This window comes from Runella rosea (genome assembly GCF_003325355.1).
In the GTDB taxonomy this organism is placed as follows: Bacteria; Bacteroidota; Bacteroidia; order Cytophagales; family Spirosomataceae; genus Runella; species Runella rosea.
Map to the genome: position 1 here is coordinate 4,824,002 of NZ_CP030850.1, position 13,647 is coordinate 4,837,648.

General features: G+C 45.9%; 13 protein-coding genes. 4 read left to right on the top strand and 9 right to left on the bottom strand.

Annotation, left to right across the window (positions count from 1 at the left end):
• The first annotated feature begins 63 nt into the window (after positions 1–63).
• Both DR864_RS20000 and DR864_RS20005 read left to right on the top strand, forming a co-directional pair.
• The gene (locus tag DR864_RS20000; protein WP_114068631.1) at positions 64–1,179 is read left to right on the top strand and encodes a lactonase family protein; all 1,116 of its coding nucleotides are present in this window, start codon (positions 64–66) and stop codon (positions 1,177–1,179) included.
• A gap of 28 nt (positions 1,180–1,207) precedes the next feature.
• Entirely contained in the window at positions 1,208–2,473 is a 1,266-nt protein-coding gene (locus DR864_RS20005) for a DUF2264 domain-containing protein (RefSeq protein ID WP_114068632.1), read from the top strand.
• Between the two features lie 6 nt (positions 2,474–2,479).
• Here DR864_RS20005 and DR864_RS20010 read toward each other — a convergent pair whose 3' ends face one another.
• The 9 genes from DR864_RS20010 to plsY all read right to left on the bottom strand — a co-directional run bounded on the left by DR864_RS20010 (position 2,480) and on the right by plsY (position 11,762).
• Positions 2,480–3,763 (bottom strand): UDP-N-acetylmuramoyl-tripeptide--D-alanyl-D-alanine ligase, encoded by a 1,284-nt coding sequence (locus DR864_RS20010; RefSeq protein WP_114068633.1) that lies wholly within the window; start codon positions 3,761–3,763, stop codon positions 2,480–2,482.
• A 52-nt stretch (positions 3,764–3,815) separates the two neighbouring features.
• A complete protein-coding gene (locus DR864_RS20015) occupies positions 3,816–4,514 on the bottom strand; it encodes a membrane or secreted protein (protein ID WP_114068634.1) in 699 nt (232 codons plus the stop codon).
• Positions 4,515–4,621: 107 nt separating this feature from the next.
• A complete protein-coding gene (locus DR864_RS20020) occupies positions 4,622–5,548 on the bottom strand; it encodes an AraC family transcriptional regulator (RefSeq protein ID WP_114068635.1) in 927 nt (308 codons plus the stop codon).
• Between the two features lie 558 nt (positions 5,549–6,106).
• Complete coding sequence (locus DR864_RS20030) at positions 6,107–7,276, bottom strand: acyl-CoA dehydrogenase (protein WP_114068637.1); 1,170 nt, start codon at positions 7,274–7,276, stop codon at positions 6,107–6,109.
• A gap of 74 nt (positions 7,277–7,350) precedes the next feature.
• Positions 7,351–8,085 (bottom strand): 3-oxoacyl-ACP reductase FabG, encoded by a 735-nt coding sequence (fabG, locus tag DR864_RS20035; RefSeq protein WP_114068638.1) that lies wholly within the window; start codon positions 8,083–8,085, stop codon positions 7,351–7,353.
• 106 nt (positions 8,086–8,191) lie between these two features.
• Positions 8,192–8,647, bottom strand: coding sequence for a MaoC family dehydratase (locus DR864_RS20040; RefSeq protein WP_114068639.1), 456 nt, complete (start codon positions 8,645–8,647; stop codon positions 8,192–8,194).
• 106 nt (positions 8,648–8,753) lie between these two features.
• Positions 8,754–10,355 carry a M28 family peptidase gene (locus DR864_RS20045; protein WP_114068640.1) on the bottom strand — a complete coding sequence of 534 codons (1,602 nt, stop codon included), beginning with the start codon at positions 10,353–10,355 and terminating at the stop codon, positions 8,754–8,756.
• 31 nt (positions 10,356–10,386) lie between these two features.
• Complete coding sequence (locus DR864_RS20050; protein ID WP_114068641.1) at positions 10,387–11,007, bottom strand: rhomboid family intramembrane serine protease; 621 nt, start codon at positions 11,005–11,007, stop codon at positions 10,387–10,389.
• 113 nt (positions 11,008–11,120) lie between these two features.
• Positions 11,121–11,762 (bottom strand): glycerol-3-phosphate 1-O-acyltransferase PlsY, encoded by a 642-nt coding sequence (gene plsY, locus DR864_RS20055; RefSeq protein ID WP_114068642.1) that lies wholly within the window; start codon positions 11,760–11,762, stop codon positions 11,121–11,123.
• A gap of 132 nt (positions 11,763–11,894) precedes the next feature.
• Here plsY and DR864_RS20060 point away from each other — a divergent pair, with 132 nt between their 5' ends.
• Positions 11,895–12,605: an SDR family oxidoreductase gene (locus tag DR864_RS20060; protein WP_114068643.1), complete on the top strand. Its 711-nt coding sequence runs from the start codon at positions 11,895–11,897 to the stop codon at positions 12,603–12,605.
• An 85-nt stretch (positions 12,606–12,690) separates the two neighbouring features.
• Positions 12,691–13,599: an ROK family protein gene (locus DR864_RS20065; protein ID WP_114068644.1), complete on the top strand. Its 909-nt coding sequence runs from the start codon at positions 12,691–12,693 to the stop codon at positions 13,597–13,599.
• Positions 13,600–13,647 lie beyond the last annotated feature (48 nt).

Sequence of the window (13,647 nt, forward strand, 5' to 3'; positions counted from 1 at the left end):
TTTATCACTTTATAAAAAGAGTGAAAAAAAGATAATTACCACTTTGTTTAAACTGATTAACACATGAAAAGACTCGGCCTTCTCCTCTTTGGGCTTTTATATCTGATGAGTATTGTATCAAATGGCCAAAACAACAGCCATCTTCTCTTTATAGGTACCTATACTTCCAAAACTAGCGAGGGGATTTATGTTTATCAGTTTAATTCCAAAACGGGAGACCTTACTCCCGTAACGATTGGAAAAGGGGTTAAAAACCCATCGTTTCTGGCGTTTTCACCCGACCAACGTTTTGTGTATTCTGTCGCAGAAATGAGCGGGGGCGCGGTAAGCGCCTTTTCATTCGACAAGCAATCGAGCAGTTTGACCTTACTAAACACACAGTCGGCTGGGGGCGCAGGGCCGTGCCATATAACGGTTGATAAAACGGGGAAATGGGTCATTGTTGGTAATTATGGCGGCGGGAGTCTGAGCGTACTGCCTATTCAAGCCGATGGCTCGGTTGGGAAGCCCGTCCAGACCATCCAGCACGAAGGCAAAAGCGTAAATACAGAACGCCAAGAAAAACCGCATGTTCACTCTATCAATATCGCTCCCAACAACCGTGACGTGTTTGTTCCTGATTTAGGAACCGATAAAATCATGACTTATGCCTTGAACGCAGAAACAGGACAATTGACGCCCGGAAATCCTGCTTTTACGGGTACAACCCCCGGTGCTGGACCTCGGCATTTTACGTTTCATCCCAATGGGAAGTTTGCGTACGTGATTCAGGAGTTGGATGCGACCGTGACAGGTTTTAACTACAAAGATGGCAAATTGGTGCCTTTCCAGACGATTACGACCCTCCCCGACGACTACACAGGCCGCAAGTGGTGCGCAGATATTCACATTTCTCCCGATGGTAAATTTTTGTACGGATCCAACCGCACGCACGAGAGTTTGGTGATTTACAGCATTAATCAAAAAAACGGACAATTGACCTACGTAGGCCATCAAAATGTACTGGGAAAAACCCCCCGTAATTTTATGATTGATTCCACGGGAAAATGGATTTTGGTGGCCAATCAGGACAGCGACAACGTGGTGGTGTTTAGTCGCGACACCAAAACGGGGAAATTGACCCCCACGGGAAAAGAAATCAAGGTTTCGATGCCCGTTTGTTTGAAATTAACAAAGTAAGAAAGGATTTTGACATGCTATATCTTTCATGAATCGTCGCGATTTTATTCAAAAAAATACCTTGTTGGGCTTGGGCGCAGTTGGTGTACCTATGGTTGGTGCTCAAGTAAATAAAGCCGATGATACTGCCCGGTTGTATTGGGCTAAGTTGTTGTATAAAATTGCCGAGCCTGTGCTTAAAAATCTGGCGGAAGGTACATTGGTAAAAAATTGGAAAGTAGAATACAGCCCCGCTTGGGATAACCGAAACGCAAAAGTAGCCTACTTAGAGGGCTTTGCCCGAACCATTGTAGGCGTAGCGCCGTGGCTTGCTCTACCCGACGACGCCACCGAAGAAGGAGAATTGCGCAAAAAAATGCGAGGCTATGCCCTTAAAAGCATCGAAAATAGTGTGAATCCATCGCACCCTGATTATATGCTTTGGCGAAAAGAGGGGCAAACGTTGGTGGATGCGGCATTTTTGGCACAAGCCCTCATCAAAGCCCCCGATGCACTCTGGAAACCGCTGGATAATGTTACCCAAAAACGCGTCATTGAAGAATTTAAATTATTACGTCGAGTGGTTCCGCCCAACAATAACTGGGTGTTATTTGCGGCTATTGTAGAAGCATTTTTGTTATCTATCGGCGAAGACGCCGACCGCTACCGCATCGAATTCGGCGTTCGAAAAATCGAAGATTGGTACGTAGGTGATGGCTGGTTTAAGGACGGTGAAGTCTTTCACACCGATTATTACAACTCCTTTGTGATTCAGCCTATGATGGTCGATGTGCTACAAACGTGGTTGGAAGTCAACAAACGACAATCACCCGCGGGCAACCACAAGGTGTTGCAGGAACGTTATGCGCTTGCGGTCAAACGAATGCAGCGGCACGCTGATTTTTTGGAAAGGTTAATATCCCCCGAAGGTTCTTTTCCAGCTTTTGGGCGTAGCGTTACATATCGTTTGGGGGCGTTTCAGGCGCTGACCCATGCGGCCTTAATTCATCAATTGCCCGAAGGGGTTAGCCCAGCTCAGGTGCGCTGTGCGCTCACGGCGGTTATGAAACGGATGTTTGCGCAGGAAGGTATTTTTGACAACGATGGTTGGCTTACCCTGGGTTTTGCTGGACACCAACCCAACATTGCCGATTCGTATTCCAACGCGGGAAGCATGTATTTGACCACTTTAGGGTTTATTCCGTTGGGTTTACCCGCCACCGACCCGTTTTGGAGTGACCCCGACGCCGAGTGGACGCAGCAAAAGGCGTGGTCGGGGAAACCGTTTAAAAAAGACTACGCCGTAGGCTATTAATCTTTGTTATAAATAGGGCACAACCGTTTCAAGCCCCATCCCCCGCGAGCCTTTGATAAGCACATGGGTATTGGTTTGCGGATGGTCTACAATCCAATTGTGTAACGAAAATTTATCGGGGAAATAGTAAGCTTTGGGTAGCGCTGGCAAGGCGTCCTGCATGAGTTTTCCCGCCAGAATCACCACGTCAAAGTGTTGTTGTCCCACTAATTTCCCTAAAGCCAGATGTTCTTGGGGAGATTCTTCGCCGAGTTCGAGCATATCACCCAAAATCACCATTTTCCGCTCTGCCTTTAGCCGCCCAAAGTTTTCAACCGCCGCCGACATAGAAGAAGGATTGGCGTTGTAGGCGTCCATAATGATGGTATTGGTGCCTTTTTGAATGATTTGGGAGCGGTTGTTGGTCGGATTGTACTCCGCTACCGCTTGGTTGGCCAATGCATTGGAAACGCCAAAATGCGCACCGATGGCCAACGCCACGGCAATGTTTTCAAAGTTGTATTTTCCCGTCAGGTGAGTTTGGATTTGATTCCCTTCGGCATCGCGATACTTCACCAACGGCGAATCTTCCAAGAGAACAGGCGCCTGCTCGCCCGTTAAATATGTGATTTTTTTTGCAAAAGAACGTTGAGATGCCATGTCAACGAGCGTAGGATTAGCCCCGTTAATAAACACCGTGCCTGCTGATTGAGACAACCAATCATACAGCTCTCCTTTCCCGATTTTGACGCCTTCTATTCCGCCAAAACCTTCTAAATGGGCTTTGCCTACGTTGGTAATCAGACCGTGGCTCGGTTGAGAAATGCTGCTCAAAAGTGCGATTTCTTTTTGGTGATTAGCGCCCATTTCCACCACGGCTATTTCGTAGCTATCATCGATGGCCAAGAGGGTAAGCGGTACACCGATATGATTGTTGAGGTTGCCTTTGGTGGCATAGGTTCTGAATTTTTTGGACAATACCGCCGCAATCAACTCTTTGGTAGTGGTTTTTCCGTTGGAGCCAGTCAGGCCAATCACTGGAATGGATAATTGGCGTCGGTGAAAAGCGGCCAATTGTTGGAGCGCTTCTAGGCTGTTATCCACCAACAAGTAACGGTTATCCACCGCTACCTCGGGGTTATCCACAATTGCGTACTTTGCTCCCTTTTCGAGCGCGTCTTTGGCGTATACATTGCCGTCAAATTTGTCGCCGCGCAGGGCGACAAACAAACATCCTTCGGTAATTTGGCGGGTATCGGTCGATATACCCGTACAGGTGCGAAAAAAATCGTGGAGTTGAGGAATGGTCATGCTAATTCTAAGCGGTATTGTGTATTGGGCATTTAGAGACGCTTTCTAGAGGCTATTGCTCTTTGCTCCATATTTCATAAATTTTGGCGCCAGCGCTGCTCAGGCCGCTATGGTGCCAGTCTTTGCTGTCTTTAAGCTCATAATCAAAACTCAGCGAAGCTCCAACGCGGTTGTTGTCGCGGCTGAAAAAATCAATGGTTTCGGTGTATTTCCCATCTTTAATGGTGTATGTTCCACCGCCAGTTCCCGAAAATTGTTTGGTTTCAGGATTGATGGCTACCCACTGAAAACGCGTACCGGTGAGCATTTTGAGGGTTTTTCGTGCGCCGCGCTGCATGGGGCTGATTTTGTTGTCGTTGCCCATGCGGCCCGTAATACGGTACACGGCGGCAGCGGGAGTATTGGCATCATCTACCTGTTGCCATTCGCCCAAGCCCTCAACTAATAATTTATTGCCTGAAAAATTAATTTTAAAGCTCAACGTCTTACCCACTTTGGATGTATCCGCCGAATTGAACTCGCTTTTGTAGGTTAGAGTACCGTCGGTAAAGCTATAAACTCCCCCTTCTGTGTATAAAAATTCTTTTTCTTGGTAACGGGAAACCATCAGGTAATTGTCTGAGCAAATTAACATCGTCGTTTTTCCATCAGAAGAAGTTTGTTTCCATGCACCCTTGGTCTGGCCCAATGCCTGTACTCCATATAAAAGACCTAAAACAACAATTTGCGATAGGTAAAATAGCTTTTTCATATTTGGACAAGGTTTCGTTTTTTAAGCAAATTTAAGCCAAAACCCCGCAAAAACAATAAAGCAGCCCATTGGATGAGCTGCTTTATGAGTCAATCTATTTTTCACCTTTAAACGTTCATCAGTGATTCGCGGCGGCGCATCTTGCCGGCCGGAATACCAAACATCATTTTGAAACGCCGGCAGAAATAGGCAGTGTCTTTATAGCCCACTTCGGCACCAATGGCCCGAATGCTTTTCTTTGATGTACGGAGCAGCGTAACGGCTTCTTCCATACGCTGGTATTCAATATAATCCTGGGGGTTGATACCCGTCAGCATTTTGAAGTATTGTCCTACGTAATCTTCGGAAACGTTGGCCACATTGGCCAATACTTTGTTGGATAAATCACCTCCCAAATTATCTTTAATGTAGGCGAAAATATCAATCAAGCGTGGATCTTTGAAGTAAGTACTGTTGGTCACCAATTGCTCCACAAACAGCTTGTTCTTCAAAATATACCTAATCACCTCAATGGCTAGTTCTTCGGTCTTGATTTTGATGATACGACCGCGCCCTGGAGTCTCGTTAAAATCTTCCTGAAGAATCTCGCCAATGAGGCGCCCCAGATAAGAGTTGTTTTTGATGATGAAAGGAGGGATGTCCAACGACGTAAAGAAGTTGACCGAATCAAACACTTTGGCATCAAACGCAACTAAACCAAACGAGTGAGGAATTTTTCCAACCTGAGTGGCATCGCGCAAACTGTCGAAATACAACTCACGACGGGTCAAGAATTCTTCGTTGCTGACCACTTTAGGTTGCACGTTGTCGCCGCTGCTGTAGGTAACGGTCGCGTGTTTTCCACCTGGGATGAACAGCATATCGCCGACTTCTATTTTTTCGTTGGCAAACAATACCTCTCCATCATAGAGAATCATCAACGAGTTTTCGACGTCGTAAAAGTTTTTAATTGTGATGGTTTGCAGCATACGGATGTGACGAGCCTTGATAAACTTCACTCCGAGCGATTCGATGATTTTATTATAATCTTCCATTGGGTAATGGTTAAGTGCGTTGCTTGTATTCTTACGAAAAACGGATATTCTTTAAAATTTGTACAAAACTAATAATTGTACAAAACTAATACAAGTGTGGAATTTTTTTCAATATAAAAAAAAGTACACGAATCCTGCAAGAAAACGCATACTTTTTTTTATAAAAACAGTAAAAATTGGATTATTTGGGCTTTTTGCCCCAATAAGGCTATTGAAGAATTTTGTATTTCAGGGGTACTTTTTTTGAAAAATATTTTATTTAAAGAAAGAATCGCAGGAATGAACGGTGCATTTTGCTTTTTGTAGCAATCTTTCCTTAATCCAATAATGAGGTTTTGATGTGCTGCAGTGCTTTGGTAAAAAAAGACATTGGTTTGGCGTCAAAGGTGACAGCTAATTTTTTTTGAAAGCAGATTTGCGATACAAGAAGGTCGGAAATAAAATCATGCTCAACGGTTGACGATTTAGCCTGATGATGTCGTACGGGAGAAGCGGAGCATTTTGAGAAATCAATAAAGCGGGCCGACACCCGCTTTATTGATTTGATAATTTTCGTTTTTATCGGATTAGCTCACGGGCAATGACCAATTTTTGTATTTCAGAAGTGCCTTCATAAATCTGCGTAATTTTCGCATCGCGCATCATGCGCTCTACGTGGTATTCTTTGACATAACCATAGCCGCCATGAATCTGCACGGCTTCGGTGGTGGCCCACATGGCTACATCAGAAGCAAAAAGTTTAGCCATCGCAGCGGCTTCTACGTAGTCTTTGTGTTCGTCTTTGAGTCGTGCCGCTTTATATACCAATAAGCGCGCCGCCTCTATTTTGGTGGCCATTTCGGCAAGTTTGAATTGGATGGCCTGATGCTCAAAAATGGGCTTTCCAAAGGCTTTTCGTTCTTGAGCGTATTTCAACGAAAGCTCAAAAGCCCCTGCCGCGATACCCAACGCCTGGGCGGCAATTCCGATGCGGCCGCCGTTGAGGGTGCTCATCGCAAATTTAAACCCAAATCCATCCGCACCGATGCGGTTTTCTTTGGGGACTTTCACATCGCTAAACATGAGCGAATGCGTATCTGAGGCACGGATGCCCATCTTGTCTTCTTTTTTTCCGACCGCAAATCCATCCCAGCCTTTTTCTACAATCAGGCAGTTGATGCCTTTGTGTTTGAGTTCAGGGTGGGTTTGGGCAATCACTAAACAAACCGACGAAATGCCACCGTTGGTAATCCAGTTTTTGGTGCCATTGACGAGGTAATGCTCCCCTTTGTCTTCGGCGGTGGTGTGTTGGGAGGTGGCATCTGAGCCAGCTTCGGGTTCGGAAAGACAAAAGGCTCCGACTATTTCGCCCGAGGCCAATCGGGTGAGGTATTTCTGTTTTTGTTCTTCGGTTCCGTACGCTTCTAAGCCGTAGCAAACCAACGAGTTATTGACCGAAACCATCACCGAGGCGGAGGCGTCTACTTTAGAAAGTTCCTCCATCGCTAGTACGTACGATACAGTGTCCATGCCGCCGCCGCCGTATTCTGGCGAGACCATCATACCCATAAACCCCAGTTCGCCCATGCGTTTAAGGAGTTTAGGGTCAAATTTTTGTTCGTTATCGCGCTCTAAAATGCCCGGTAGAAGTTCGTTTTGGGCAAAATCGCGGGCGGCTTCTTTTACCGCCAAATGTTCTTCGGAAAGGTTGAAGTTTAGACCTTCTAAAAGCGTGTCTTTGAATGCCATAATGAAGTGTATGAGTTTTCTTGACTTTTGCCCAAAGATACATTTTTCAAAAAAGGTATGCAAGCATACTTATTCTACGCTACACCGCCGTTCACACTCAATGTATGTCCATTGACATATCCAGCTTCTTCAGAAGCCAAATAAAGATAAGCATTGGCGATGTCTGCAGGGAGGCCCATGCGTTTTGCGGGGATTGCGGCCACGGTCTGATTGCGTACTTCTTCGGGAATCAGGTCGGTCATGTCGGTTTTGATGAATCCGGGGGCCACGGCGTTGGCGGTAATGTTGTATTTCCCAAGCTCTTTAGCCCATGTTTTGACCATTCCGATGATGGCGGCTTTGGTGGCTACGTAGTTGGTTTGACCAAAATTGCCCGTTTGTCCTACCACCGAAGAGGTACAAATAATGCGACCGTATTTGTTTTCAACCATGTAAGGAAGCACCGTTTTGGTGCAGTTGAACACGCCGTTGAGGTTAATATCTATCACCTGCGCCCATTCCTGATACGACATTTTGAGCAAGGATTTATCACGGGTAATGCCCGCATTATTGACCAAAATGTCAATTTGGCCGTAACGCTCAAAAATATCGCGAGCCGCCGCTTCAATGGCAGGAACGTCTGTGACACTGATTTTGGTAAATTCTGCCGAGTAACCTTTGTCTCTCAGCTCTTGCGCGGTTTGTTCGCCAGCGTCAAGCATATCCCAGATGATGACTTTGGCTCCTTCGCGGGTAAATATTTCGGCAGTAGCTTTGCCAATGCCGCGCGCACCGCCCGTAATGATGGCAACTTTGTTTTCTAAACGCATGATGGATAAAATCCCCACCCCAAAGGGGAGTTTTTAGGTTGATGACGCATACGCCTTTTGGGGGAAGCTGGCGCATTTTTCTAAAAAGTCCCGTGAATATGGGAGACTACTCAAACATAAGCGTAATCAATTCGGCTACGCAAGCGGGCTTGGCGCTGCCTTCTAGCTCAAATGTGGCTTCTATCACCGATTTGATGCCGTTGGGCTGTTGGTCTTCTACTTCTTTAAGGAGAGCGTGCATTCGTATTCGACTTCCCGTGGGGACGGGCGAGGTAAACCGCACTTTATTGGTTCCGTAATTAAGGCCCATTTTAACGGACTGTACTTGGTACATTTCGTACATGAACTTTGGAGCCAGCGAAAGGGTCAAAAAACCGTGGGCAATGGTCGTTTTGAAAGGCGAGTGCTTCGCCAATTCTGTATTGACGTGAATCCACTGATTGTCGCCCGTAGCTTTGGCAAAATCATTGACCATTTCTTGGGTAATGGTCACCCATTCGCTGCTCCCGAGCGACTGCCCAAGGTGCGTGCGGAAAGCGGCAAGCGTATCAAACGTAATCATAAGAAAGAGGTTTAGGATGGTAGGAGCAGGCCCGCGGCGGCGTTCCGCTCGCGTCTGCCCCTGTATGACGCGTACAGCTGGGCAGGCGCAAGGCCTGCCCCTACGATTATGGTTTATTGCTGTCGACCTTGATGCGCTCGTCGCGGTTGGATAATTCCCATGCTGTATGAAAAACCAATTGCACAATCTTGGCCTGCTTGTCGAACATAATCTTTTCTACGTCGTCGCCGGGGCGGTGATAATCTTCGTGGACGCCCGTAAAATAGAAGATAACTGGCACTTTGTTTTTGGCAAAATTATAGTGGTCGGAGCGGTAGTAAAACCGGTTGGGGTCGCTCGGATTGTTGAAGGTATAATCTAAGTCAAAATTGACCGACTTCTTGTTGGCTTCCTCACTGATGGCGTGCAACTCAGACGAAAGTTTATCAGAGCCGATGAGGTACACATAATTGGGGTTGGATTTATGGGCGTTGTCTACCCGGCCAATCATGTCAATGTTAAGGTCACAAACGGTATTTGCCAACGGAATGACAGGATTAGAGGTGTAATATTCAGAACCCCAAAGACCTTTTTCTTCGCCCGTTACGGTCATAAAAACAATGCTGCGGCGCGGACCGTGCCCTTCGGCTTTGGCTTTGGCAAAGGCTTCGGCCAATTCAAGAATGGAAACCGTGCCTGAGCCGTCATCATCGGCGCCATTGTTGATTTGGCCGTCGGCCGAGATGCCAATGTGGTCTAGGTGGGCCGTAATCATAATGACCTCGTCTTTTTTGTCGGTTCCTTCCAAGAAACCCAGCACATTTTCGGTCATGACAATATTTTCTTTTCGCTCGGCTTTGACCCGTACGCTGCGCTCGGGCAGGCTGCCCGCCAAACTTTGGCCTTTGCTGCTGATGGTGTTTTCGATTTTTGCCAATTTTTTGGCTTTGATGTCCAATAAATCAAGCGCCATGGCGCGCGAAATCGTAAAAGCGGCGTTACCCGTGGTTTTTTCGGTGTAAGGCTTCATTGAAAGTCGATTGAAACGCTGATTCATGACACCGCGTTTGGTTACTTCTTTGGCAAAATCATCACCCGTCAAATTCGACACAATCAGCACATATTTTGCGCCTTTGCTCGTGGCGAGACTGACTTTACGTTGCCACGACATTGCATCACTGCTCCATTTGGAGGGTTTTTCGTCGCCCGAAATCAGGTAATTGCCCTTTTTGCTTTTGGGTTCTCCTTCAAGGATAAGTACGGCTTTGCCCGTTACATTGAGGCTTTTGTAGTCATCATATTTGTCGGATTCGATACCATAGCCCGCAAAAACCACAGGGACTTTTTCTTCGGAAAGCACATTGAGTAGCCCGCTCAAATAAAAATCTTGCTGGAATTCGTATTGTTCTTTTTCGGTCGCCAGATAAACTTCACCCCAACTTTTTTGGTACAATCCATAGGGTTGAAAATAAGATTTTGAACCGTCTTTATCGGCAACAATAGGTTGTAAACCAATGGATTTGAAGAAGCTGGCTACGTAGGCAGCGGCCTTTTTCTGGCCAGGAGAGCCGGTGTCTCGGCCTTCGAGGCTATCGTGTGCAATAACGCGTAGGTGACGTTCGAGGTCTTTGGGCGTAATGCTTTGGGCGTATTGGACAGATACGTCCTGTGCGTACGAGGCAACAGAAATGAATCCTGCAAGCAGAAGGGGAATTTGGATTTTGTTCATGATGAAAAGAGATAATAGCTACGTAAAAAGCCTAGAACAGACGCCAAGTACTTATCTGTTCAAAAAAGTTGGGTACAGCGGCTGGAAATAACAACGCCATAAAAAGAATGCCGAAGATGGCTCCGTATAAGTGAGCATCGTGGTTGACCCGGCCGCCCATTTTCCGTGATTCGTAGAATGAATAAACCATGTAAAGAGCACCAAACAGAAAACCAGGGATACAAATGGCAAAATATAAACAGACTTTTTGGAGCGGAGCCAATAAAATAAACGCAAACAGCAACGCAGATACGCCACCCGAGGCACCGAGGGAGTTGTAGCGGCTGTTTTTGCGGTGTTTAATAAAGGTAGGAACATCGGAGACCACAATACCCAAAATATACAGTGCGAGATAGTAAAAGGTGCCATTTGGCCCAAAGATACCTCCCAAAAACATTTCCATGGCTTCCCCAAAGAAATACAAACTAAACATGTTGAAAATCAGGTGGCCAAAGTCGGCATGGACGAAGCCCGAAGTAACAAAACGGTAGTACTCATTGTGGGCAGAAACCCGAACGGGGTTAAGTAAGCACTTGTCGAGGAAAGAAGGGTTTTGGAAGCCGTACCAACTGATACCGACGGTAATAATGATAAGAATGAGGGTAATAGACATCGTTTGGAGAATATGGTTGCTGATTTGAACGCAAATTAGTATTCAAACGCAAACATAACGCATAAACTTGCAAACTACTATGAACAAAGGGTCATGAAGAAGTCGGAAGAACATTATTTGCGACGTCCCCAAAGATTCACTCTGCTCTCGTTGCCGTTGAGTAGACGAACGATATTTTTTTGGTGGGTAATGACCACAACCGCAAATAATAAAAAGCCGAAGACTATCAATAAGGTGCTGGCTTTTCCAAAAATGCCCAACACTAACATCATTGGAAATGCAAATGCAGCGATGATAGAACTGAGTGATACATAGTGAGATACCAACAATACCAATACAAAAATAACAATGCAGACCGAAGCAACTAGCGGGTCAATGGCCAAGATCATCCCCAATGAAGTTGCCACTCCTTTGCCGCCCTTAAATCGCACAAAAATGGGGTAGAGATGCCCCAAAACTGCCGCAAAACCTAATATTAATTTGAAGGTCGGAACTTGTGCTGGCTGGATGACTTCGAGAAAAAATAGAATACTGGCCAGCTTGGTGGCCGTCCAGCCTTTCAATACATCAATCAACAGTACAATTGTACCAGCACGTTTGCCCAATACCCGGAAAGTATTCGTTGCCCCCGCATTTCCGCTCCCAAATTTCCGAACATCAATCCCAAAATACGCTTCACCGTACCAAATGGCAGAAGGGATAGACCCCAACAGGTAAGCAGTAATAATGGCAGAACAAATGTGCCAAATATTCATTGACGAAGTGTAAGTTTTTTAAGGTTATAAAAAGAACAATATTAAGTTAAAAATACCTTTTTCTTACAAAAAAGCCAACAAAAGTAAAACTTTATCTTAACCTTTGCTTAACGAAAATGATATTTTTTTAAGATGAACCCTCTTGTGATTGTTAGTAGTGGAACCAAAGGAATTGGCAAAGCTACCGTAGAGCGATTTATGGCTGGTGGTTTTGATGTGGTCACCTGCGCCCGTACCGAGTCGGACTTGATGGAACTTCAACAGTCCCTTCAGGCAAAATATCCAGCGGCAAAGCTGTTTGTGAAAGCCGTGAATATGGCCGTCAAAGCAGAAGTAGAAGCGTTTGTGATGTTCATTGAGACGCTCAATCGACCCGTCGAGATAATTGTTAACAATGCTGGACTTTTTGTGCCTGGTCAAATCCACGAAGCACCCGAAGGAACCCTAGAGCAAATGATGGAAATCAACCTGTACAGTGCTCATTATCTGACGGGAGGATTGGTGGAAGGAATGAAAGAGCGCAAAAAGGGTCACATTTTTACGCTGTGCTCAACGGCAAGTATTACGGCCTATCCCAACGGAGGGGCGTATTGTATTGCTAAATTTGCCCTCTACGGTTTTACCAAAGTACTGAGAGAGGAACTCAAAACCAAAGGAATTCGAGTGACGGCTATTTTGCCAGGGGCTACCTTTACTTCAAGTTGGGAAGGAGTAGAATTGCCGCCCGAACGGTTTATAAAGGCTGAAGATATTGCAGAAGCAATTTGGTCGGCGTATCATCTTTCGGCGGGAGCAGTAGTAGAAGAAATTTTGATACGTCCGCAGTTGGGAGATATTGTTTAAGTTTAGGATTTTTGCGCGTTAAATCAGTACTTTGCACTTAGCCTTGTACTATTAACCACTAACTGATAACGATTTATATTTTCAAATGGAACAATATTTGGGTATTGACGTGGGCGGAACCAACGTCAAAATGGGTGTCGTGGACACAGAAAGCGGCCGAATTTCAAATTTTTATAGCCACGATACTACCAGTTGGCGCCAGTCAGGACACTTTGAGGAACGCCTCGGTGATGCAATTGCAATTCAGTTGCACGAATACCCAAACGTTAAGAAAGTAGGTATTGGATTGCCAGGAATGATCAACCGAAACCGGACCGTTCCGTTGGAAATTACGGCAATTCCCGAAATTGATAACGTTCCGTTGGTGGAGTATCTGTCAAAACGATTTGCAGGGGTACAGTTTTTCCTTGAGAATGATGCCAACGCGGCGGCTTTGGGAGAATTCTACTTTGCCGAAGAAAAAATCAACGAAAATTACATATTCATCACCCTTGGTACGGGCGTAGGCGGTGCCGCGATTATCAACCGTAAAGTGTTTGTGGGTGGTGATGGAAATGCCATGGAGCCGGGGCATATTCCCTCGCGCAACGGGAAAGTGCTCGAACGCAACATCGGCAAGAAAGAGTTACTGGATTTAGCCAATGAAATGCGTCGGACGTACACTGGTGCGACCCAACTGCCCGATGATGGCACCATTTCTACCACGGGTCTGGTAGCCGCTGCCGCCGAAGGCGACGAATTGGCGCTTCAAATCTGGACCGCCGTAGGAGAGATGTTGGGCGATGGGCTGGTGTCTATGATTCGGATTTTGGACATTAAGCTGATTCTTATCGGTGGTGGTTTGTCGGCGTCGTTTGACTATATCATTCCTGCCGTGACCAAACAACTCAACTATTGGTTGACGCCGTATTACCTGAAAGACCTCGAAATCAAACGCGCCACTTTGGGCAATGATGCTGGCTTGCTTGGGGCGGCTTCGTTGTGTTTTGACTAGATAAATAAATAAAATTAAAGGAAGGGTTAAGAGATTGTTTATCAATAC